Origin of the sequence: Acinetobacter sp. CWB-B33, assembly GCF_039655955.1 — a bacterium.
GTDB lineage: Bacteria > Pseudomonadota > Gammaproteobacteria > Pseudomonadales > Moraxellaceae > Acinetobacter > Acinetobacter bouvetii.
The window spans coordinates 207,041-231,841 of the sequence record NZ_JAGFEU010000005.1 but is presented as its reverse complement, the minus strand read 5'-3'; the positions used below and the strand labels follow the sequence as shown (position 1 = coordinate 231,841).

At 42.7% G+C, this 24,801-nt stretch carries 15 protein-coding genes, 1 tRNA gene and 1 pseudogene; 13 read left to right on the top strand and 4 right to left on the bottom strand.

All coding sequences use genetic code 11. The features are described 5' to 3' along the window. Window positions 1-38: 38 nt before the first annotated feature. A complete protein-coding gene (locus tag JZ784_RS14745) occupies window positions 39-2,681 on the bottom strand; it encodes an ATP-binding protein (RefSeq protein WP_346315367.1) in 2,643 nt (880 codons plus the stop codon). Between the two features lie 179 nt (window positions 2,682-2,860). On the opposite strand from JZ784_RS14745, the gene JZ784_RS14740 reads away from it, so the two are divergent. The 4 genes from JZ784_RS14740 (at window position 2,861) to rpmE (ending at window position 6,997) form a co-directional block, all read left to right on the top strand. Further along, window positions 2,861-5,011 carry an MFS transporter gene (locus JZ784_RS14740; RefSeq protein WP_346315366.1) on the top strand — a complete coding sequence of 717 codons (2,151 nt, stop codon included), beginning with the start codon at window positions 2,861-2,863 and terminating at the stop codon, window positions 5,009-5,011. Window positions 5,012-5,013: 2 nt separating this feature from the next. After that, window positions 5,014-5,415 (top strand): lactoylglutathione lyase, encoded by a 402-nt coding sequence (gloA, locus tag JZ784_RS14735; RefSeq protein ID WP_005008928.1) that lies wholly within the window; start codon window positions 5,014-5,016, stop codon window positions 5,413-5,415. A gap of 177 nt (window positions 5,416-5,592) precedes the next feature. Next, entirely contained in the window at window positions 5,593-6,567 is a 975-nt protein-coding gene (locus tag JZ784_RS14730) for a bile acid:sodium symporter family protein (RefSeq protein ID WP_005008931.1), read from the top strand. 202 nt (window positions 6,568-6,769) lie between these two features. Next, window positions 6,770-6,997, top strand: coding sequence for a 50S ribosomal protein L31 (gene rpmE, locus JZ784_RS14725; RefSeq protein WP_005008932.1), 228 nt, complete (start codon window positions 6,770-6,772; stop codon window positions 6,995-6,997). Between the two features lie 144 nt (window positions 6,998-7,141). Here the strand turns inward: rpmE and JZ784_RS14720 are convergent, their stop codons facing one another. The 3 genes from JZ784_RS14720 to epmB are packed head-to-tail and all read right to left on the bottom strand — an operon-like array spanning window position 7,142 to window position 12,062. After that, a complete protein-coding gene (locus JZ784_RS14720; protein WP_346315365.1) occupies window positions 7,142-9,304 on the bottom strand; it encodes an EAL domain-containing protein in 2,163 nt (720 codons plus the stop codon). Next, window positions 9,286-11,031, bottom strand: coding sequence for a hypothetical protein (locus JZ784_RS14715; RefSeq protein WP_005008934.1), 1,746 nt, complete (start codon window positions 11,029-11,031; stop codon window positions 9,286-9,288). The genes JZ784_RS14720 and JZ784_RS14715 overlap by 19 nt, the downstream gene beginning before the upstream one ends. Before the next feature lie 14 nt (window positions 11,032-11,045). Beyond that, the gene (gene epmB, locus JZ784_RS14710) at window positions 11,046-12,062 is read right to left on the bottom strand and encodes an EF-P beta-lysylation protein EpmB (RefSeq protein WP_346315364.1); all 1,017 of its coding nucleotides are present in this window, start codon (window positions 12,060-12,062) and stop codon (window positions 11,046-11,048) included. Between the two features lie 332 nt (window positions 12,063-12,394). On the opposite strand from epmB, the gene efp reads away from it, so the two are divergent. The 9 genes and pseudogenes from efp (at window position 12,395) to cas3f (ending at window position 24,798) form a co-directional block, all read left to right on the top strand. Further along, window positions 12,395-12,964 carry an elongation factor P gene (efp, locus tag JZ784_RS14705; protein WP_005008939.1) on the top strand — a complete coding sequence of 190 codons (570 nt, stop codon included), beginning with the start codon at window positions 12,395-12,397 and terminating at the stop codon, window positions 12,962-12,964. A gap of 174 nt (window positions 12,965-13,138) precedes the next feature. Further along, on the top strand, window positions 13,139-15,238 hold the full coding sequence (locus tag JZ784_RS14700) for a carbon starvation CstA family protein (RefSeq protein ID WP_346315363.1): 2,100 nt from the start codon (window positions 13,139-13,141) through the stop codon (window positions 15,236-15,238). A 10-nt stretch (window positions 15,239-15,248) separates the two neighbouring features. Then, window positions 15,249-15,554, top strand: coding sequence for a YbdD/YjiX family protein (locus JZ784_RS14695; RefSeq protein ID WP_171065497.1), 306 nt, complete (start codon window positions 15,249-15,251; stop codon window positions 15,552-15,554). A 191-nt stretch (window positions 15,555-15,745) separates the two neighbouring features. After that, entirely contained in the window at window positions 15,746-16,702 is a 957-nt protein-coding gene (locus JZ784_RS14690; RefSeq protein ID WP_346315362.1) for an AAA family ATPase, read from the top strand. 26 nt (window positions 16,703-16,728) lie between these two features. After that, complete coding sequence (locus JZ784_RS14685; protein WP_346315361.1) at window positions 16,729-17,634, top strand: DUF58 domain-containing protein; 906 nt, start codon at window positions 16,729-16,731, stop codon at window positions 17,632-17,634. Window positions 17,635-17,636: 2 nt separating this feature from the next. After that, a complete protein-coding gene (locus tag JZ784_RS14680; RefSeq protein ID WP_346315360.1) occupies window positions 17,637-19,670 on the top strand; it encodes a DUF3488 and transglutaminase-like domain-containing protein in 2,034 nt (677 codons plus the stop codon). A gap of 47 nt (window positions 19,671-19,717) precedes the next feature. After that, window positions 19,718-19,794, top strand: a tRNA-Val gene (locus tag JZ784_RS14675). Window positions 19,795-20,055: 261 nt separating this feature from the next. Continuing rightward, a pseudogene (cas1f, locus tag JZ784_RS14670) lies at window positions 20,056-21,000 on the top strand (type I-F CRISPR-associated endonuclease Cas1f). A gap of 408 nt (window positions 21,001-21,408) precedes the next feature. Then, window positions 21,409-24,798: a type I-F CRISPR-associated helicase Cas3f gene (cas3f, locus tag JZ784_RS14665; protein WP_346315359.1), complete on the top strand. Its 3,390-nt coding sequence runs from the start codon at window positions 21,409-21,411 to the stop codon at window positions 24,796-24,798. Window positions 24,799-24,801 lie beyond the last annotated feature (3 nt).

Genomic DNA, 24,801 nt, shown 5'->3' with positions numbered 1-24,801 from the left:
TAACAGGCGCTTTTTTTACGGGCAGATATTTTAAGGCATCAATTTTGAGCAGACTGTTCTGCTTGCAATGCTTCCGCAGCGGCCTTTGCCAGCTCTAGCGCTTCTTTTTCAGCTTTGGCCTTTTTTTTCGCTTTTTTCTTCTTTTTGCTTTTTTTCTTTGGCGCTTCTTCAAGTTCCGCGCCATCTTCAATCGCTTGCCAGTATTCCAGCTGCGCCATAACAGCCGCGAAAATAGAATTTTTGCTGTAACGGCCTTTTTTGTCCAAGCTGCCGACGGGGCGCGCCATTAAAATCTCTAAGGCTTGATCTATGGTGTCAATGGCATGAATATGAAACTGACCATTTTTGACCGCCTCAATCACATCTTTGCGCAGCATTAAATGCTGCATATTTTGACGCGGAATGATTACGCCTTGTTTGCCGGTTAAGCCCTGCAGCTTGCAGGCATCGTAAAAGCCTTCAATTTTCGCATTGACGCCGCCAATCGGCTGGACTTGTCCCAGCTGGTTCATAGAGCCGGTAATGGCCCATGATTGATCAATGGGCAATTGGCTGATAGCGGAAATCAGTGCGGAAAGTTCAGCGACGGTTGCACTGTCGCCATCAACCTGACCATAGCTTTGCTCAAAGGCAAGCGCTGCTGAAAAATGCAAAATCTGTTCGCGGCCAAAATGCGCTTTGAGGAAGCTGGACATCAGCAGCACGCCTTTGGCATGCAAAGAGCCGCCCAATTCTACACTGCGTTCGATATCTAAAATATCGCCGCCGCCTTGATATACAGAAGCGGTCAGGCGGGAAGGCAGGCCGAATTCGACATCAGCATAGTGAATGACTGAAAGAGCATTGATTTGGCCAAGACGGTGGCCTTTGGTTTCAATCAATTGCGTGCCGCGGGATAAGTCCTGCCAGTACAGCTCACGCAAATAGCCTAAGCGGTATTTACGGTGATCCAGCGCCGTATTGATGTGCTGTTCAGTAACCATGCTGTCGCCCGCTTTGGCTGCATGATGATGCGCTTCACGGATCAGGTCACCTAAGGTGAGGGCGTGTAATGACAATGAACTTTGATCTTCCGCTTGACGGCTGGAGTCGGTTAAGAGCGCTGCCAATGCAGAACGGTCGAAAGGCAGCAGTTTATCCGCCTGCACATAGTCGGCAATCAGCTGCATATAGGCTTGTTCATTATTTTCATTGCGCTGCAGCGTATCGGTGAAATCGGCGCGGATTTTAAAAACACTGCCTAGCTCGGGTTCAAGCTCTAAAATCTCATAATAAATTTCAGGCTCTGCTAATAAGACTACCTTGATATCTAAAGGAATGGCTGCCGGTTCAATAGAAATACTGCCGGTTAAAGTCAGCATATGCTCTAAAGATGATAATTTCAGCTGACCTGATTTTAGGGCGCGTTTTAAGCCTTGCCATGCATAAGGCTGTTCCAGCAGCTGTTCAGCCTCCAGCATTAAAAAGCCGCCATTGGCTTTGTGCAGCGCGCCGGGGCGGATTAAGGTAAAGTCTGTGGTGATGGTGCCATTTTGGGTTAACTGTTCAACATGGCCCAGCAGGTTGTAATGTGTTGGAAAATCATCAAAGATTACCGGCGCGCCTGCATTCGGCTTGTGCGTAACGACAATGTTGGCTTGGTAGCGTGAAGGCACGCGGCTGAATACACCCGGGGTAAAATCATCTTCTTCCTGCTCTAAGACAATTTCCACGTTATTGATAATGTCTTCTGCATAATATTTCAGATAATTTTCCAGGCCTTCGACATCATTATATTTGTTTTGCATTAAATCAATGCGCGGTAAAACAACCTGTTTGGCGATATCGCGATTCAATAGCTGCACCTGATCGCGGGCGTCATCTTCCAGATCGCCTAAATGCAAGCCAAGCCGTTCCAGCTTTTTGTTCATGTAGCGGATATTGGATGCGATGGCCGCACGGTCTTTGTTGTTTAAGGCGTTGATTTCATCTTTAGACATTTCTTGAATTTTATTGTCTTTCAGATGCACAGGAACAAAGCAATGCTCATCATCTTGTGAAATCAGTTTTAAATCCAGCTCTTCCCCTTCTTTTGTCAACTCTACCAGAGCTTGCTGCTGCACATCTCCAGTCTGCTGGCGGATTAACTCGATACGGTTATGATAGGTTTCTGCCGTAAATCGGCGTTCCAGCTGTTTTAAAATAATTTGCCACGTTTGATGCAGAGCCGCCTGAAATTTCGGCGCTTGGCCGGTAGGAAGCTGCAGGGCAATGGGCTGGCGTGGAAATTTAAAATTATAAACGTACACCCAGTCATTTGGCGTTTTCATGTTTTTTGCATGCTGCTGCAGCAGGCGCTTGACCATGGTGCGCTTGCCTAAGCCCGCTGTGCCGACTGCAAAAATATTGTAGCCTGAATAAGGTAAAGCAATGCCTGCTTCAACTGAGGCGCGGGCGCGGTCTTGACCTAGAAAATCATTTAAAGGCTTAATGCGCTTAGTGGATGTTGGAATTTTTTTTAAGTTTGTCGGATGCGTCAGCTGTTCGGCATTCAGTTTTGTTTTGCTTAAAGTCGTTTGAATTTCAGGGCAATCAAACACACTGTGCAAGATTGGCGCCGATTGAACATGAGTTTCGCTGTTGTTTTGTTCTGAAAGTTGGGTGGATAGTGAAGATTGAATATTTTCGAGTTTTTGCGGCACTGTTAAATCCAAAACAAATAAATGACGGCAGAATTTAAAGGTATACTGGATTCATCCGAAAGATCAAGCAAGCGCAATGCTTTTCTCGATAAATAAAACGATGATTGCGTAAATTTAGTTGAAACAAATGCTATTAAGCGTTTGAATAGCAGCAATTGTATTTAGACAAAAATAATGTGATGACAACGCAATCTTCCGGATGGAAATCGGCATTTACAGCATTTTTAGACCGCCGTGCATTAATTATGCTCTTTTTGGGTTTTTCTGCAGGTATTCCGATTCTGCTGATTTTCTCCAGCTTATCGCTTTGGCTCGGCGAAGCCGGTATTGATAAGAGCGCCGTGACTTTTTTCAGCTGGGCTGCATTGGGCTATTCCTTCAAGTTTGTCTGGGCGCCATTAATTGATGAGCTGCCGGTCCCATTTTTGACTAAAACTTTAGGCCGTAGGCGCGCTTGGCTGCTGATTGCGCAGTGTTTAATTATTTGCGCCATTTGCATTATGGCGTTTTCAGACCCGTCTTTAGGGCAAAACTACTTGTATCAAATGGCTGCTGGCGCCGTGTTATTAGGGTTTTCTGCAGCGACGCAAGATATTGTGATAGATGCTTACCGTATTGAATTGGCGGAAACCGAAATGCAGACGGTTTTAGCATCGACCTATAATGCGGGCTACCGGATCGGCATGATTGTTGCGGGTGCAGGCGCGTTATTTCTAGCGGCTTATTTAGGAACAGCCAAAGGCAATTACATTTATGAAGCATGGAAAACGACGTATTTAGCCATGGCTGGGGTCATGCTGGTCGGTATTTTTACGACGCTGATCATCCGCGAACCAAAAGTAGAACGCATTCATAAAGATTATAAGCGGGCGGACTATTACCGCTTGGTTGCTGTGTTCTTTGCCGCAGTGATCAGTTTTGTATTGAGCTATATTTATTCAGGTACAGCTGTAGATGCGCTGAAAGAACAGCTGGGCATAGAGGACTCATTTCTGCTGTTCTGTTTTGAGGCGGTTCGCTTTATTGGCTCAGGCGCTGTAGCTTTAGCTGTCGGCGCATCCCTGGTGAAAATGGGTGCGGTCAACCAGCACATGGCTTATGAAACATGGGTCAATCCTATTGCAGATTTCTTTAAACGCTACGGCATAAAGCTGGCATTGGTGTTGCTGCTGCTGATCGGTTTTTACCGTATTTCGGACATTATTGCGGGTGTGATTTCTAACGTTTTTTATCAAGACTTAAACTTTAGTAAAGAGCAGATTGCAGAAGCGGTTAAAGTCTACGGTGTGATATTCAGCCTAGTGGGCGGGTTCTTAGGCGGCTTGCTGGCGCAGCGTATGAATATTATGAAACTGATGTTTGTAGGCGCAGTGCTGGCGAGTTCTACGAACCTGATTTTTATTGGTTTGGTGAAGTCGGGTCAGCTTTTAAATGATGTTGAAATTAGTGCCGGCGGGCAAAGTTATACCGTTCATCCAGACGAAACAGGTGCATGGAAAATTAAAGTGCCTATCGACAATTTAAAAACGGCGCAAACGATTCAGGTCAAGGCCAGTTTTCAGCAAGACAATGCCGCGCCTGTAACGGTGGCAATGCCGTATCTCAATGGCGCAGATGCCAATCAAATTTTGCTGCTGCCTGTGACTGCCGATAACGTTATCAATGCCAATGAGAGCCAAAACAGCATTGTTGTGCGCGGACAGTTTGCGCATACGCTGCAAGACAATCAAAAGCTGCAAGTGCTGCTGGACGGCAAGCCTTTTGAGGCAGTACTGGATAAAGACGGTATTTTCAGCGCCGCGATTCCAGGAAAAGATCTTGCATCTTCCGCAACCCAAAAAGTGACGGCGCAGCTTCTAAATGGCCAGCAAGTGCAAGCGAGCATAGATCGATCTTATAATGTAAATACTTCGGCTAATATGGCAGGTGTGCTGGATATTGATATTCAGCCCATTAATTTAGCGGCTGCTGATCAAGGTCAAATTGAACTGAAAGGCAAGGTAATTAAATCTTACAGTTCGCTTTGGCTGTATTTTGCCATCATTGTCGATAACTTGGCTTCGGGTTTGGCCGGCGCTGCCTTTATTGCTTTCTTATCCAGCTTAACCAGTGTGTCATTTACTGCGGTGCAATATGCAATTTTCAGTTCTTTAATGACTTTAACCCCTAAGATTTTAGGCGGTTATTCGGGTACTATCGTCAGCAATATCGGTTATCCCAAATTCTTTCTGATGACCACTTTAATTGGCATTCCAATTTTATTGCTGGTGGTTTGGGTAGGAAAATTATTGCGTGATCACAACGCACAATTGAACGGAAAAGGTGAATAATTATGCGCATGCTGCATACCATGTTACGTGTAGGCAATTTAGAGCGTTCGTTGCAGTTCTATACTGAAGTACTCGGTATGGCTTTACTTCGTAAGCGTGATTATGAAGAAGGCCGTTTTACCTTGGCATTTGTCGGTTATGGCGATGAAGACAGCCATACGGTTTTGGAATTAACGCACAACTGGGACACAGACCATTATGAGCTGGGCAATGCCTATGGTCATATTGCCATTGCGGTCGATGATGCCTACAAAGCCTGTGAGGAAATTAAAGCGCGCGGCGGCAATGTGGTGCGAGAAGCTGGGCCAATGAAAGGTGGAACCACGGTCATCGCATTTGTGGAAGATCCTGATGGTTACAAAATTGAACTGATTCAGCAGGATGAGCAAGCGCGCAATAACTGATCAGTAGATCAGATTGGGTCCATTATAGTTTTACTAAATATTGAACATTGACTCTGAAAAGTAGCTTTATTGCCGCAGCCCAGTAAGATAGAACCTACCAAATGGTAAATTTATCTTACTGGGTTTTTTCTTGTTTGAAGATGACTGGTTTATTTAAAAAAGATACAGGACGTAGACATGCTTAAAATGCTGGCGCTTGACCGCTTTACAATCCTTTTATTCGTGATGGTGATTTTGGCCACCTTTGTCCCTGTTTCCGGGCATGCCGCAGATATTTTTGGGGTGATTACTACGGCCGCGATTGCAATCCTGTTTTTCCTGCATGGCGCTAAATTATCCCGTGAAGCCGTTGTTGAAGGGTTGATGCATTGGAAGCTGCATGCACTTGTCTTTGCTTTCACCTTTGCCATATTTCCCATTTTAGGGCTGGCGGCCAGACCAGTGCTGGTGCCGATGCTGGGGCAGGAGCTGTACTGGGGTTTCCTGTTTATGTGCTTCTTGCCATCCACAGTGCAATCATCAATCGCATTTACTTCAGTTGCGCAGGGCAATGTGGCCAGTGCAATCTGCAGTGCCTCTTTTTCAAACTTAGTGGGGATGTTTATTACTCCAGTTTTGGTCAGCCTTTTTATTTTAGGTGAATCCAAGCATGACTTTGACCCCACAGCATCTATTATTCAAATTACGCTGCTGCTGCTGGTTCCATTTGTGCTGGGTCAGATTTTACGTCCCTATATTTTTCCTTATCTGAAGGCTATGCCTAAACTTGTGAAAGCTTTTGATCAGGGCTCAATTTTGATGGTGGTGTATGGAGCGTTCAGCAGCGCGGTAGTTGCGGGGCTATGGCAGCAAGTCAGCGGAACAACACTGGCGCTTTTAATTCTGGCGTGTTCTGTGTTTTTAACTATTATTATGCTGCTGGCGCTGTATATTCCGCGCTGGCTGGGCTTTAACCGCGCAGATCAAAAAGCAGTTTTCTTTTGCGGCTCAAAGAAAACTTTGGCGAGCGGTGTGCCTATGGCGCAAATTTTATTCATTGGCCAGCCGTTGGGAATGATTGTGCTGCCAATTATGATTTTCCATCAGATTCAGTTGATGGTTTGCGGAGTCATTGCCAATTATTGGGCGAAGCAATCTTCGGGCGAACTGTAAGAATAGTTCGCTTTATCCGGATTTATTTCGTATAATATCGCCCACTTGTTGTGCTTAGCTCTGACGGCATCCGTCTCGGTGGGCCAAAAGAATGGTCTGTTATGGTGTTGATCTGCTGTTTTAACGGCACTTCCTCCTTTATAGGAGAGTGGTCAATTGCGATGACAGCAAAACCTTCTTAAACTTTATGGAGTAATCGACGATGCGCGCCGATATTCACCCAAAATACGAAAAACTAGTTGCTACATGTTCATGCGGTAACGTAATCGAAACTCGTTCAGCGCTTGGTAAAGAAACTGTTTACCTTGACGTATGTTCAGCTTGCCACCCATTCTATACTGGTAAACAAAAGAATGTGGACACTGGCGGCCGTATCGACAAATTCAAACAGCGTTTTGCTGGTATGTCTCGTTCTATCAAACGCGACTAATCCTCAAAATGAAAAAAACGGGCTTTTGCCCGTTTTTTTATACCTGAATTTAAGGCAGTAAGTGAAAAGGCTGAATGATGAATCATTCAGCCTTTTGCTTTAGTTGATTTATTTAATGTGAATAAAGTTTGACTAGATCTGCGATTATTGATCCTGCACATCAATAAGATGATCGAGTTTTTTCTGGAAGTAATCCCCTTGAATAAAGCGGGCATCGACATTCCATGCGTTGGCAAACAATGTCATGTCATTCAGTTCACGCAGCATAATTTGTGACGGCCGGATTTCCTGATAGGCCGCAATTTTTGCTTTCAGCTCTTCACATTGCTTATCTGAATTGAGCATTTGCGTCAGGCTTTGATGCAGCGTGAGGTGATGGATATCTACTTGGCGCAGTAAAGCCTCGCTGAACATTGAATGGCCAAAGTCACGCAGTGAAATTTCAGCGCCATTTTTGCGTAATTCCTTAATGGCTTTTTGTGCATCTGCAATATTTTGATCTATATCCAATTCGGAAAATTGCAAAATCAGTGGGTACTGTAATTTGCTTCTGATAATTGTAATGAGTTTAGAGATAAATTCAGGGAAGGTGCGGTCTTGCAGCAAAACTTCCTTATTCAAATTAATAATTAATTTGGCATCTGGATATTGGGTGATGAAATTATGCAACTGCTTGCAAGACTCTACAAGGATCCAGCGGTCTAATTTAATTGATAGTTCTGTATCTTCAGCCAGTTCACGCAGCGTGGCGATATCTTTCCATTTATTTTCAAAGATAAAACCGCTGGTGACTTCATATGTGTAAAGATTTACGTCTTCTTTGTCATACAGCTGCTGATATTTGAGATGGATTTCCCCGCGTTCTAGACAAGTGCGCAAGGCTTTTATAACAGCCGGCTCATTCAGAATCACTGCAGGTGCTTCAACTTCCGGTTTCGTGAAATTAATATTGAGCGGTATGTCTACTTCTGCTTTAGGCTTAATTTCAGGTTCCTGAATTGAAAATTGCAGTTCAGGTAAAGACAGGTCTAGTTCCGGCGCCGGCTGATTTTTTGGCAAGGCTGTAGAAAATGCTTTGGCAACATATTGGTCTAATTGCGCTTCGTCCCGTATGTCGCCCTCTAAAACGGTATAGCCAATACGAAGATTCAGTGGATAACTGTCATTATTTACCGTAATCAGCTGCGGTTTGGTTAATGAGTTTAAGCCAATGAGTTTTGAGTCAAGTTTAGCTTTGGATTCTGCTTGGAATAAACCTGCATGGATGCCGCTGTCTAATTTGAATAACGGCGCATTGGTCTGCTCTTTGAGAAAGCTATTGATCCCTTTAAAATAGGCTGAGAACGTATTCCAGTCGGCCTGCAGAATGCTTTCATCACATGAAGCTAGCGAGAAGGTGACTAATGCATTGATATCCGATGGCTGTTTGGTCATTGTACGGTTCAGCAACTGATAGGCATTGGCTTTGGCTGGCACTTTATCCCCAGAGGATTGAGCTGAGCTTTCATGGCCGATATCAATTGTAATTTGCAGGGCATCATCTTCAGTTGCTGGAATAAACTCAATTTTAAGCGGGTTTTTTACAGTGCTGCGGTTGTTGAGGGAATGGAGTTCAAAACGGCCAAAATCAAATTGGCCTTGATTAATTTTTTTAAAGCGTGTTTTGAAATCATTAAGATCCTTAGGCTGAAGGATATCCAGCAGCGGCAGACCAATGATGTCGTCATTTGATTTGAAGCCAAAGAGTTTCAAATATTCATCATTCGCTTCAAGATGTATGCCTTCTTGGATTACCGCAACAGCTTTATTGCTGTCTTCTACAAATGACTGGGCTTGGATTTGCGCTGTTTCCAATTCATCCATTAAATGCTGCTGGGTTTGCACTAGGCGGCTGAAGGAAAGCGCACGGATAAAGCCAATATAGAAGTGATCCAGATTTTCTAAACTCAGAATATCGTAGATTCCCTTATGCACATAATTGGCGTACTGGGCTTCGCTGTAATCGTCAGGTTCAATGAGGATCAGCGGCAAAGCAGGCTGTTTGGACAAACGGATTAAACTCATCGCCTGATCATATTTCAAATCATAAGCGCGCCCGAAAATAACCAAATCCCATGGTAAATTCAGTTGTTTTTCAAAATTTTGAAGGTCATCCAGCAGGGTGGCTTGAATTTGATGCTCACTGGCAGTCAAAAGGTCACGGATTTGGTTATAACGTATCTGATTATCATCGATAATCAGTAAACGTGTTTCCGTGCGTTTTAACTTTTTAGACAGTAATGGATTTCTCACTTCAATGCTTCCCATAAATCATGATTCTTGACTTCATTGACTTGTTTATTAATAAAGTCTTTCACAGTACTTTCCTGCTGATCATTTAATAATTCGTATTCAAAGCGGATAAAGCTTTGCGTGATCAGCTGTGCTTTCGTTAAATAAACTTTCAATTCTTCATTGCCTAGGCGCAAATGAATGGTTTGTTTTTCTCTAAATAGGTGAGAACCCGGTAAAATTAAGGTAGTGGCAACTTGATCCAGCTGGGACGTCTGCACCAGCAGTGCAGGCTGATAATTATGCGTATTCCGGTCTGTACGAATGTGCGCAGCGCAAGGGTACATATCTTGTGTTAAGACTTCTAAGCCAATCTCCAGACTTTTATCTGTAGATTGTTTGATCCAGCGGATCACACCGCCGCGCCATTGGCTTTGCGCATTTTCCTGCACCAGAATAAATTCACCGGTTTTAAGCTGCGCGGGGGTTTCGCCTGTCCATTTAATGCGGTAGCCATTGACACTGATATCCAAGACTTCGGCGGAGTGAATCTGCTTTGCTTCTCGGTCCAATGCTTTGGCATTGGACAGGGACGCCTGCATATTGCTGTCCATGGAATTTACAAAACTGGATTCATTGTGAATATTGTAGTTTGCTTCCAAATCCAAAGTTTCATGCAGGTTTTTGCCTTTGGATAAATAGAAGTGAGCCACAGATAGGCCAAAACAGATATTGATTTGCGCTGAGTATTCATAACGCTCATGGCGGCGTTCAGTATTATTGGTCAGTAAGTTGTGAATATGGAAATGCAGCGCGGGTGTTAAGAACAGCTTTTCATTTTTAGATAAATACTGTCCAGTTTTTGTTTGGGTTTCTGTTAAATGATCCAGCAAATTCTGTGTTGAAATATAAATATTTGGCTGATAATGGCCTGGCTGATGTGTATTAAACACAGGCGGATGATCTTTCGTTGTATCCACGGCATACCGTGAAAGTGTGGTTTCTTTCGGTAAAATTTGGATTAATTTGGCCCAGTCAGCGCTGCACAGGAACAAGCCTTGAATTTCAGCGGGGCGGATTTGATTGGTATTAAAAATATCCAGCAAAATCAGCTGTGAATAGGCTTGTGCAATTGTTGAAATTTGGTGCTGTGTACCTAAAATTTGATTGAGATTGCTTTGGTAGAAATTGTGCTGAATCGCGCAGTCAATCAGCTGATGTGTTGCCAGCCATTGCCCTGGCATAGGGGTTGTATAAAGCATTTGCTGTTGATACAGCAGCATGGTGAGCTGTTGAATAGCGTAATAGATGGACGCCATTCGAGCAGTCTGAAGGCTTTTTTTATGGCCAAAAGAGAAAATTGAAAATTTTTGCTGGTTCAGCTGCTGTTCACATCGTTTTGCGATATCAATATAAATTTTCGCAAAATGGCTGCGCAGCAGCATGGCCAGCTCAATAATCTGATCATTGCGGTCGGTGGTGATTAAGCCCTGATTGGCAAAATGCTTTTCTAAGCTGGTTAAAATATTTTCAAGCGTGGGATGCAGAATTTGAATGAGGTCAAAACGGAGCATTTCCTGGCATTTCAATTCAGAAATTTCCAGCAGCGCATTGAATAGAGATTTAGATGAAGTTCCCAGCTGCAAAATAGATACGCCAGTAAGCCATTCTTGCAAGCCTTTAGCATGGGTCGGACAAAAACTCAGTTTATCCAGCTTGAGTTCTGTCGGATTCTGAAAAATATCTGAAGTATGCTTAGTCATCTTTATTATTTAACTCAAAAAGTTGAAACCCCAAAAAGCGGTGTTTTGTTTTTTTCGCCCGCAATTTCCCGCACTAGCTTAGGTACCAAATAACCCGGAAGTCTGGCTAAAACTTCTGCATAAATTTGGCTGATGTCCTCTGGCGTACGATCAAAATGATGAGCGCCTTTAACTTTATCAAGAACATGTAAATAATATGGCATAACGCCAGCATCAAATAAGCGGTAGCTTAAATTGACCAATACATCAGCAGTATCGTTTACCCCTTTCAACAACACTGCCTGATTCAGTACAGTGATTTGTTCCTTGGCTAATTGGGATAATTTGCTGCAGGTAAAATCATCTAACTCAGATGCGTGATTTGAGTGTACCACTAGAATAATGCGCAGCCTACTGTTTTTTAATATGGAAATCAGCTCTTCGTCGACACGGTTGGGGATTACAATCGGAACACGTGAATGAATTCTCAAAAATTTTATTTGAGGCAGTGTCTCTAGGCGGTCAATCCAGAGTTTTAATTTCCGATTTGACAAAGTTAAGGGGTCACCGCCGCTTAAAATCACCTCATTAATGTCAGGCTGGCTTTGAATGTAGCGCTGAATGTTTAGCCAATCTTCACTTTTTGGCAGATTTTCCTGATAGGGGAAATGGCGTCTGAAACAATAGCGGCAATGGACTGCACATGCGCCAGTCAGTGTCAGTAAGAAACGCGATTGATATTTATGCAGCACACCGGGCTGTTGGTTAGCCTGCTCTTCGCCCAGCGGGTCTGTCACATAGCCTGCATGATCTTCGAGTTCTAAATGATGGGGAAGAACTTGCAGCAGCAGCGGATCTTGCGGATTGCCAGCCTGCATTTTTGCGGCGAAAGCGCGGGGAACACGCAGTTTGAACTGTTCAGATGCGAGAAGAGCGCCTGACAATAATTGATCAGGTGACAGCTTTAGCGTCTCCAGCAGTTCTAAAGGGTCAGTAATTAAGTCGCTGAGTTGAGATTGCCAGTTTTGCTCTTGATACAAATAGTTTATCATGCCACGTGTTAAATAATGCTAGGTTAGGGATTGCAGGCAATTCGTAACACCTAATAACGCGTTATTAGGCTAAATTGTCTCGATGGAGGCGTGAGATTAGTGAATGGCCTTGCCATTGTCAAAATTTCCGCTTTTACATAGATAGTTTACCTGCAAGCCGAAGGCGCAGGGGTATTTTTTACGTTGCTTCGCTGCGTGTTGCTCATTTAGAATACTAAACATCACAATACGCGCATTGCTTACAGTTAAAAGCCAACTGCTGCAAAGCTAACGAATTAGCAGAATTCCTTCGCATTCATAGATTAAACTAGTAAGTTTGGAGTGTGCCAGTCATGGCCTATTATTCTACAAATGATTTCAAGTCAGGCCTTAAGGTTATGCTTGACGGAAACCCATGTTCAATCATGGAAAATGAATACGTAAAACCTGGTAAGGGTCAAGCGTTCAACCGCGTAAAATTGCGCAACCTTCGTTCTGGCAAAGTGCTGGAAAAAACGTTTAAATCTGGCGAATCTTTAGAAGCTGCAGACATCCAAGAAGTAGAAATGAACTACTTGTACAATGATGGCGAAATGTGGAACTTCATGGATCCAGAATCATTTGAACAGATTACCGCTGATAAAACAGCAATGGGTGATGCTGCTAAATGGTTAAAAGACGATTCTAACGAACTTTGCACAATTATGTTATTCAATGGCGTTCCATTGAATGTAAGCGCGCCAAACTTCGTGGTATTAAAAATTGTTGAAACTGATCCAGGTGTTCGCGGCGATACTTCTGGCGGCGGCGGCAAACCGGCGAAATTGGAAACAGGTGCTGTAGTGCGTGTTCCATTATTCGTACAGCAAGAAGAAAGCGTTCGTGTAGATACCCGTACTGGTGATTATTTAGAACGTGCATAATGGTTTAGAAATAGACTATTATCGAAAGGGATGATGAAAATCATCCCTTTTTTTATGCCAAAGTATTAGATGAAAAGTAAAATATGAGGAGTAGAGTCGCAAGGGAAGAAACAGCAGTACCTCGAACAAGAAAAAATTAAAGCTGATTTATGCAAACAGATATGAGGGATTGAAATGGAATCTATTCAACAGAAGTCCGGGCCAGTGTCAAAACTGCTTTGGATTCTTGTCGCAATTGTAGGTGCAGTTTCCTTTGGGATACTCGCAGTCAGCCGCGGAGAGCATGTGAATGCCGTGTGGCTCATCTTGGCCGCAATCTGTGTATACAGCATTGCATACCGCTTTTACAGCTTATTTATTGCCGAAAAAGTTTTTGAACTGAATCCGCGGCGTTTAACGCCTGCACACCGCTTAAATGACGGCTTAGATTATGTGCCGACCAACAAAAGTGTGCTGTTTGGGCATCACTTTGCTGCTATTGCCGGCGCAGGGCCATTGGTTGGCCCTATTCTCGCCGCGCAAATGGGCTACTTGCCGGGTACGCTCTGGCTGTTGATTGGTGTGGTTTTAGCCGGTGCAGTGCAGGATTTTTTAGTACTGTTTATTTCAACGCGCCGTGATGGCCGTTCACTGGGTGAAATGGCCAAGCAGGAGCTGGGTTCCTTTGCCGGCATCATTGTCATGCTGGGCGCATTGGGCGTAATGATTATCATCCTTGCTGTGTTGGCATTGGTGGTCGTGAAGGCCTTAACCAACAGCCCTTGGGGTGTATTCAGTATTGCTGCTACCGTGCCGATTGCCATTTTCATGGGCATTTACATGCGTTATTTGCGCCCTGGTAAAATTGCAGAGGTTTCCATTATCGGTTTTGTGCTGATGATGGCTGGCATTATCTATGGCGGTGACGTTTCACAGCATCCATACTGGGGTCCATTCTTTACACTGAGCGGTACAGAGCTGACCTGGTGGCTGATTGGTTATGGCTTTATTGCTTCAGTATTGCCGGTTTGGCTGCTGCTTGCGCCGCGTGATTATTTATCTACATTCTTAAAGATCGGCGTGATTGCAGGTTTGGCGGTCGGCATTATGGTTGCAATGCCAATGCTGAAAATGCCGTCAGTGACGCATTTTGTGGACGGCACTGGCCCTGTATTTGCCGGTTCGATGTTCCCATTCCTGTTTATTACCATTGCCTGCGGCGCGATTTCGGGTTTCCATGCACTTGTTGCTTCTGGTACCACGCCTAAACTGGTGAATAGCGAAGCAGACATCCGCATGATTGGCTACGGCGGCATGCTGATGGAGTCATTTGTTGCGATTATGGCGATGGTCTGTGCAACTGTGCTTGAGCCGGGTGTATATTTTGCCATTAATGCGCCGGCAGCAGTATTGGGCACAACTGTGGAATCCGCCTCAGAGGCGGTGCGAAATTTAGGGTTTGTAGTTACTCCAGAAACGCTTAGCTTGCTGGCCAAAGAAGTGGGTGAACACTCAATTCTGTCGCGTACAGGCGGCGCGCCGACTTTTGCGATTGGCATGGCGCATATCATTACGGAAATTTTCAATGACCGTTCAATGATGGCGTTCTGGTATCACTTTGCCATTTTATTTGAAGCATTGTTTATTTTAACTGCTGTAGATGCCGGTACACGTGCATGCCGTTTCATGGTGCAGGATACTGTGGGCATTGTGATTCCAGCAGTGAAAAACTCTCACAACTTCTTTGGCAATTTGCTGGGGACGGCAGTTGCAGTTGCTGGCTGGGGTTTCTTCGTTTATCAGGGCGTCGTTGATCCGCTGGGCGGCATTAACAGTTTATGGCCGCTGTTTGGTATCGGTAACCAAATGCTGGCTGCTATGGCATTGATTTTAGGTACTGTCATTCTGTTTAAAATGAAGAAAGAAAAATATGTCTGGATCACGATTATTCCGACCATTTTCTTATTCATTACCTGTATGACGGCGGGCTGGCAAAAAATCTTCCATTCAAACCCGAAAATTGGTTTCTTGGCGCAGGCAGACCGTTTCAATGCAGCGATTGCTAAAAATGAACTTTTGGCTCCGGCAAAAACCATGGCTGAAATGCATACGGTTGCATTCTCTAATCAAATTAACGCCGTACTGTGCGGCTTCTTTATGATTGTTGCGGTTGTGATGGTGATTGCGGCGATTGGCGTGATCCGCAGAGCTTTGGCTAGCCCAGTGCCAACGGTGCATGAGTCAGAAGCGGTTTACCGCGATCCTGAAGATATTGTCGCATCAAATCAGCATTAAGCAGGAGATGGTGATGAATCTAAAATTTGCAAAAAGTGGAAAAACGGTGATTTACAACATCATCAAAATGACCATCATGTCGCAAAAGGATTTAATCCTGAATCCGAAAAACTGGTCACGAATTGCCACTTTGTGGCAGCGGCTGCAGCAGAGTTTCCGTCTGATGGTAGGTGTTCCAGATTATCAAAATTATTTGGAGCACATGAAAAAGCATCATCCGGATTTAGAAGCGATGGATGCCAAAACTTTTTACCGCTACTGCGTGGATGCGCGTTACCCATCTGCAGGCGGCGGCATGAAAAAATGCCCTTGCTGAGCAGTATTTAATGAAATGCGCCCTTCGGGGCGCTTTTTTTTGACCGGAAACTTCATGAAAAAGACTGAGTGCAATAGGTGTTCATCAGGTGTTTAACACTTTGCTGATAAAGCGCCGCGTTTAAAATTTTGAGTCTGATTGAAAACCCTGTATGTTAATCATAGATTTCAACTTTTTATTGGGGAATAAAATTGTTTTGGGAAAAAGAAAGAGTAAAAGAAGCGCCGCTTGCAGATGAAATTGATCAGCAGAAACTGGCGTCGTTTTATCCCAAAATTAATGAATTTTTAGAGCAGATCAATCTGATTATTTTGGATAAAAATCAGCAGACCAAACTGGCTTTATGCAGCCTTTTTGCAGGCGGGCATGTGCTGTTTGAAGACTTGCCTGGATTAGGCAAAACCACCTTAGCCAGCAGTTTAGCGCATTTGGCAGGTTTGAAATTTCAGCGGATTCAATTTACGAACGATATGCTGGCCAGTGATGTCATTGGCATCAATATGTTTAATCAGAAAGAGCATGCCTTTGAATTTAAGCACGGACCAATCTTTACTCAAATTTTGCTGGCCGATGAAATCAACCGCAGCAGTCCCAAAACGCAAAGCGCTTTGCTGGAAGCCATGGAAGAGGGCATCACGACTGTAGACGGCGTAAGTTATGCTTTGCCGCAGCCATTCTGGGTGATTGCAACGCAGAACCCGTTATTTCAAAGCGGTACTTACGCCTTGCCAGAATCACAACTGGACCGCTTTCTAATGCGGCTGACACTGGGCTACCCATCGCGTCAGGCTGAAAAAACTTTACTGCAGCAGGGTTCAAGGCATGAACTGATTGCACAATTGCAGCATGTATTTCATGAGCAGGATATTTTGGATTTGCAGCAGCTTGTTCTGCAGATTTATACATCAGATGCCGTGCTGGAATATATTTTAGACTTGGCTGAAGAAACCCGTAAAGGCAGGCAAGGGCTGTCCACCCGCGGGGTGCTTGCTTTAAAGAAAGCGGCACAGGCGTATGCCTTGATCGAACAGCGCAGTTTCGTTACGCCTGACGATGTGCAGGCCGTATTTCAAGCTGTTTCGGCTCACCGCATTGGTCTGAGTGAAGCAGAAACTGCCAAAATCATGCAGCAGGTCAGTGTGGCTTAAGCGGCCTGTATTTAGGGGGAATTGCATTGGCATCGGCATGGCAAAATTGGCTGTCAAAGCGCTTTAAAATTGATCAGGAAAAGCAGCTGAAGCAAAGTGATGTATTGGTATTTATTTATCAGCAGGGTCATTTATTTTTGGTATTGATTTTGATTACTTTTATTGCCGGAGTAAATTACGCCAATAATTTAATTTTAGGATTTTGCTTTTTAATCAGCGCTGTATTGTGCGTGAGCTTTTATCTGACTTTTAAGCAGCTGCATGCTTTAAAGATTGAAATACACTACTATGAAGTTGGGCAAGTGGGTGAAGCACTGCATTTAGACCTGTTTTTCAGTCAGGAACAAAAGCAGGCCAGATATCTATGGATCAGTGTGGAAGGGCAGCTGCATCAACTACAGATCAATGAGTTGAAACAACTTTTCAGGCTGAGGTTTTTGCCTGCAGAGCGCGGCCAGTTTAATTATCCGGTGATTCAGATTTGGTCAGTCTACCCATTTGGATTGGTCCGCGCATGGACGTATTTATACTTGCAGCAGGTGAGCTGGATTGCGCCAAAAGCTGCAGTGAGCGCTGCAGAAAATAAAAACATGCACCCGCGTTTTGAACAAGATGTAGATGAGTTTCGAGAGCTTAAGGACTATCGGGATGGCGAGTCCTTGCAGGCGGTTGCATGGAAGCATGCGGCGCGCGGGCAGGGCTTATATGTGAAGGTATTTGAACAGTATCAGGATCAGCGCCTGGTCGAAATTCATTATGATCACATGCCGAGTCCATCACATGAAGAAAAACTAAGTTTAATGATGGGGCTGGCAGAACAATGCGAACAGATGCATTGCGCATATTCTATTTTTTTGCCCAATGCACAATTGCCAAGCGGCACCGGTGAGAAACAGCTGATGCAGGCCAAACTTCTTTTAGCGCAGGCGTAGCAATGATTGCATATTCAGTCCGAATTTCGATACTTATCAGCCTGGCGCTGCTGTTATCAGCGCAAATGCTGTATATCCCTGCACCCTTAACGGCGGTGCTGGGAATCGTTTGGATTTATCTGTTTTACGCGGCAATCAATAAAAAGCCGCCAATCAAAAAAATATGGACACTGCTGCTGACGTTGACTGCATTGGCCAGTATTTATTTCAGCTATCAGACCTTTGTTGGAATTGAGCCGGGTGTTTCAGTTTTAACCACTTTTTTATTTGCAAAAGCGCTTGAAACAAAGACGCGGCGTGATGCTGTTATTCTGTTTAATTTTGCTCTATTTGTCAGTGCCAGTTCTTTTTTATTCAGTCAGTCTTTTGCTATGGCTACAGTGGTCTTGCTGAGCTTAATGAGCAATTTTACGGGTCTTTACCGTTTGCAAACCAGCGCGTTTGAACCTGATCAAAAAGCCTCTTTACAGAATTTGAAACAAGACCTGAGCCATGTCGGCAAATTTATTGCTTATGCGCTGCCATTTTTTGTTTTGCTGTTTATGTTTTTTCCGCGCCTGCCGCCGCTGTGGCATATTGCAATTCCGCAGAATAGAGCAGTGACGGGGATCAGTGACAGCATGTCTCCTGGAGATATTGCGCAGCTTTCACAGTCCAGTGCATTGGCTTTTCGTGTGGTGGCTGATCTCAGCCGGCTTCCTGCCCGCTCAGAATTGTATTGGCGCGCTTTGGTTCTGGATGAGTATGATGGGCTGCGCTGGACCAGCAGCTACAGCAATCAGCAGCTGATTGAGCCGTCAGACATTCAGCAAAAAAAAGCAGGGAGCAAAAAAAAACATCAGGAAAGAGCGGGGCAATTTGAATACCGGTATTTAGCATCAGACCCACGTGTAAACTGGATCATGGGGCTTGAAAAATCGATACCGTTAGAGAGTCAATATCAGCTGGGACAAGATTGGCGCATCACGCCACAGCGGCAAAATATTAAGAATGATCCCATTCAGTTGATGTGGATAGGCGCTGCAGATCTTCATATTGAAAATGAAATACAGCGGCAATGGCTCAATAAGCGCAATACGCAAATTGCCGAAAATTATGATTTGAAAGCGCAGCAATTGGCAAAGCAGCTGTATGAACAAAGCGGCTATAACCCGGAACGCTATATTCAGCATGTGCTGGCTTGGTATAAGCGCAATGGCTTCGCTTATACCTTAAACCCTGGGTTTTTGGGTAAAAACCGTGTAGATGATTTCTTATTTGGTACTCGTAAAGGTTTTTGCGAGCATTATGCATCCAGTTTCGTGATGCTGATGCGCTACGCAGGAATACCTGCCCGTGTGGTGACCGGCTATCAAGGCGGGCAGCCGGCGCCAGATGGCAAAAGCTGGGAGGTGAGGCAGCTGGACGCGCACGCATGGACGGAAGTGTGGATCAATGATCGCTGGCAGCGATTTGATCCGACCGCGATTATTGCGCCAAACCGCATAGATATCGGTATGCAAAGTTATATGGAAGAAGATCAGAGTATTTATAATGGCGCTCATTCAGAGCTGTCATATCGGCAATATGTCATGCTGACTAAACTTCGGATTTGGAGTGATTATGCAAGCTATCAATGGCAGAGCAAAGTTGTAGGCTATAATGCGGAATCACAGCAGAACTGGTTTCAAAAAATAGGTTTAAATTCTATATATTCAGGGGTGATCAGCTTAATTGTTGCTACATTATGTTTGATTTTACTTTATTTTACTTATATTTATTGGCAGGTGAAAAGGAATAAACCTGAGCTGGAGCGTGCAATCGGCCAATTTAATTCTAAACTGCCATTGGCGTTAAGAAAGCAAAATGCTGAAACTTTTTCGCTTTGGATGAGCAGATTATCGCGGCTGGCTTCAAGTGATGAGCAGGTTCATTTTCAACGTCTGGGACAAAAAATTGAGCAATATCGGTATATGCCGCATGGACAGCGGAATGTTGAGCTCAAAGAAATAAAGCGCTTGCTTAAATCTTGTGCAAATGCGCTTAAGAAGTTATAAAACTTCTTGTTTAAGCAAACATAATTGAATATGATTCTACCCATCCTAGGTGTATAGCTCAGTTGGTTAGAGCGCTACGTTGACATCGTAGAGGTCTCCAGTTCGAGTCTGGATATACCTACCAAGATTCGTTGATATTTCAACACATTAAAGCCCACTTAAAAAGTGGGTTTTTTGTTTTTTTGGAATTAATTGTTGTAAGTTTTTCGGCTTATTTTGCACTAAATATTTTGTAGTTATTCTACTAAAGCCTTTACTAGGAATTCTAAAGCGATACATTACAAAAATGTATGCGTCATAAATTGACGTGATACTGTTTTAGTAGAATTGCATAAGTCGTTGAATTTTTTATAATGAAAAAAACAACTTCCGAATATAAATAAAAATGGAACAACTGAATCCATCCGACTTAAAAGCCATTCTTCATTCTAAAAGAGCCAATCTTTATTATCTTGAGCATTGCCGTGTTATGCAAAAAGATGGGCGGGTCTTATATCTCACCGAAGCAAAAAATGAAAATCAATACTGGAATATTCCGATAGCCAATACTACTGTAATCATGCTTGGAACAGGTACATCCATTACTCAAGCTGCAATGCGGATGCTTGCAAGTGCTGGGGTTTTGGTGGGCTTTACAGGTGGTGGTGGAACGCCCTTATTTATGGGAAGTGAAATTGAATGGTTGACACCGCAAAGTGAGTACCGACCTACTGAATATATGCAGGGGTGGATGCAATTTTGGTTTGATGATGCCAAACGGTTGGAGGTCGCAAAGCAATTTCAGTTGGCTCGAATCGAATTTATCCGCAAAATTTGGGCGAAGGATCGTGATTTAAAAGAATATGGTTTTCATATCGATGATCAGGACATTCAAAGTGCGCTCAATGGTTTTGAAAATAAAATTCCTCATCTCAACAAAGTTGGAGATTTACTCCTTGCTGAAGCAGCGACGACCAAACAACTTTATAAAATTGCAGCGACTCGGACTGGTTTAAAAGATTTTAGTCGTAATCCTGAACAAGGGGATTTAGCCAATGATTTTTTAAATCATGGAAATTATTTGGCCTACGGTTTGGCTGCAACGACTCTATGGGTTTTGGGTATTCCGCATGGTTTTGCAGTGATGCATGGTAAAACCCGTCGTGGGGCTTTAGTTTTTGATATTGCTGATTTAATTAAGGATGCTGTGGTTCTGCCTTATGCTTTTATTTGCGCAAAGGAAAAGATGTCTGAGTAAGAGTTTCGTCAGCAGATTTTGCAGAAATTTACCGAGCATAAGTGTTTGGATGAGATGTTTGATCAAGTTAAGAAAAATGCTTTAGAATTGTAATAATTTTAACTTTTTTGCTATTTATAAAATTATATATAATATGGTTGTTATTTTTTAAAGGTGGTAGTATTTTACTCAATATTGAAAATTGAGGAGGATTCCTATGCTTAATCGGAAGTTTTGGATGGTTGTTGCTATGTCTGTTGTTTGGTCTATTAATTTTTCTTTAACACTTAGTCCACAATTTAACTTGAACATTACATTGAATGAGTAAATTATGGATATAATGCGAAAATTAAACTGCCATGTAGGCAGCTTAGAAAATATTGGATATGATTTTATAAATCTAATATGTCTTGTTAGTTCACTGCCATGTAGGCAGCTTTGTATACGGGTTGTATTAAGAGTATCTAATACAATCCGTACATTCACACTTTTCAAGATGTTTATCTTGTGTGGTGCTGAATTATGATCGTAACCTTCATTTCGCAATGTGAAAAGAAAGCCATTCCACGTACACGTCGTGTTTTGGATGCCTTTGCAGATCGGATTGGTGACAACACTTGGCAGACCGTGATCACGGAAGATGGTTTGATTGCGGTGAAAAAGCTACTACGTAAAACCGTGACTAAGAGTACGGCAGTGAGTTGTCATTGGATACGAGGACGACGTAGAAGCGAGTTGTTGTGGGTGGTTGGGAATAGGAATAAGTTTAATAGTGTGGGTGTTGTTCCTGTAAACAGTACAAAGAAAAAATTAGATCAGAATAAGTGGGAAAATGATTGGCACTATTTACCTTTGATTAAAGCATTGGTTGCCGTGTCTGCTTTATTGCATGATTGGGGCAAAGCAACTGTTCTATTTCAGCAAAAGTTATTAGATAAAAATAATCAATTCAAAGGCGATCCAATCCGACATGAGTGGATTTCCTGTTTATTGCTCAATGCCCTAGTGCAATCATCAGGCAATATTGAGTCTGATAATGCATGGTTAAATCTACTGATTCAACAAAATTGGGATGAGAATACCTTAAAGCAAACTATTAACCAAAATCTTGATCAATCCAAAGCTTTAGATCAACTTCCACCTTTAGCACAATTGGTGGCTTGGCTAATCGTTTCACATCATCGACTGCCTGATTTACGAAAAGAACCCCGCTGTAAAGAATATGCGAGTATCAATAAAGATACGCTGTCGAGTTTATTAAAAAGTATAAAAATCGATTGGGGCTATCAAAATAAGTTCGATGAAAAAGAATATCAGCAACGCTTAAAACTGTGTTTTCAGTTTGAACAAGGCTTATTGACCAAGTCCTTAAAATGGACAAAGGAAATAAAGAAATGGGCGACACGCTTACAGCAACAATCTGAACATGTTCCACAAATTATTGCGGACGGCAGTTGGCGAGTAATTTTACATCATGCTCGCCTATGTTTAATGTTGGGAGATCATTATTATTCATCATGTAATGCTGACAAAGATTGGAAAACTGATTTAACGCTGATTGCAAATACCGATCCCAAAACCAAGCTAGCTAAGCAATATTTGGATGAACATTTGGTGCATGTGAGTGATACAGCATTGCGTGTAGCGCAATCATTAAGCCGATTGGCTGATGAGATGGAGCCTGCTTATGATATTCAAAAACTGAAAAAGAAAAGCCTTGAAGGTTTTGAATGGCAAGACCAAGCCGTTAAAGGTATTCAAAATTTTATTCAAAAAAATGAAGGTTCTGCTGATCAGGGATGGTTTATTGTCAATATGGCAAGCACAGGCAAGGGAAAAACTATTGCCAATGCCAAAATTATGCAGGCATTATCGAAAGATCAGTCCTTACGGTATGTGTTGGCGTTGGGTTTACGTACGCTTACGCTTCAAACAGGTGACTCTTATCGTCATGATATAGGTCTAAGCAATGATGAACTTGCAGTCTTGATTGGTTCTAAAGCAGTACAAGAGCTACACCATAAAAATAATGTGAAACAGCAAGAAGTCGAAACAGATGTTGAGGAAATTGGTTCAGAATCTTTAGAAGAGCTTTTAGGAAATGAACTGGATTATGAGTCGATGCCTCAAGCCGATTTTATGAATGTATTGTTTCCTGAAAATCAGGCGGAGCGAAATAAGGCATTTTTATATAAACCCGTTTTAGCTTGTACGATAGACCATATTATTTCTGCAACAGAAACTAAGCGTGGTGGAAAATATATTTTACCTAGCTTGAGATTGTCATCTTCAGATTTAGTGATTGATGAAGTTGATGATTTTGGTGGTCAGGATTTAATTGCAATCGCTCGTTTAGTGCATTTAGCTGGGATGTTAGGTCGCAAAGTGATGATTTCCTCTGCCACGATTCCACCTGCATTGGCTGAAGGTTTTTTTAATGCATATCAACATGGTTGGGCGCTGTATAGTGCTTTTAAAAAATTAAAACAAGCCTATGTTGTTTCAATGTGGGTGGATGAGTTCAAAACTCAAATTCAAACAATTGAGGTTAAAGATCAGACTCAAATTATTCCGAGCTATCAATATGCACATGATAAATTTGTGAAAACCCGTGCTGATGCTTTGGCACAACAAGTGCTTAAACATAAGTTTTATATTATTGAATGTGAAGATTTAGTTTCCTCCAAGCCTGTAGATCGTTTAGATGAAAGTTTGCAAAATCAATATTTTGAAAGAATTAAGCAACATATTGAACAGTTACACTTAGATCACCACACAGTGGATGCTAAAACAGGTAAGAAAGTTTCTTTTGGCGTGATTCGAGTAGCCAATATTCCGCCATGTGTCGGTTTAACTCGTTATTTGCTCAACGCTGAATGGTCTGAAAATATTTCACCACGAGTGATGGCATATCATAGCCGTCAGGTATTGTTATTACGAAGTGAGCAAGAGCGACATTTAGATGAAGTGTTAAAACGTAAAGAAAAACAAGGTGAACAGCCCAAGTCATTTTTAGATAAAGACAATGATGGCATTATTCGTCAGCATTTAGATTCAACCGATGATGAACATGTCATCTTTATTTTAGTTGCGACACCTGTAGAAGAAGTTGGGCGAGATCACGATTTTGATTGGGCGATTGTCGAGCCATCATCTTATCGTTCTATTATTCAGTTAGCAGGTCGTGTGTTACGTCATCGAAAATTGACACAAGATATTGAAAAACCCAATATTGCTTTGATGCAATACAATTTAAGGGGTTTAAAAAATGCCAAAGTGGCTTTTGAAAAGCCTGGTTTTGAAGTGAATTCTGATAAAGGTAATTTTAGGTTAGAAAGCAAAGATTTAAAGCAATTGCTAGATCGAAATATTTTAGATGTTGGAATTAATGCAATTCCTCGTATTCAAGCCAATCAACCTTTACAAGCGACTAAGAAACTTGCGGATTTGGAACACGCAGTCATGGCTGATGCGCTCACATCCTATAGTAAAAAAGGTGCAAAACCGTTAAGTGCTTGGTTGACACAGAATTGGTTTTTGACGGCTTTACCACAGCGCTTTAATCCGTTCCGGCAGAGTTCGCCAAATATTCAACTCTTTGCGACTTGGCAAAATGACAAGCTTACATTTTGTGAGAAAAATGATCTAGGCGAATATATTGCTCGTGATGGGATTTATCGCATCACTCCTGTGGAATTAAATGAATTTGAAAAACAAAGGCTTTGGTTAGATCGCAATTATTACGACATCTTGCGTTGTATGGCAGTTGAAAAACTTTCAGAAAATGAAGATATTGAAGCAAAGATAGAAAGACTTTCAAAACGTTATGGGGAGATCATGTTGCCTGAATATGATGAGAATAAACATTTGATATATTCAGAACAATTTGGCTTAGTGGTTTTAGATAAATAATAG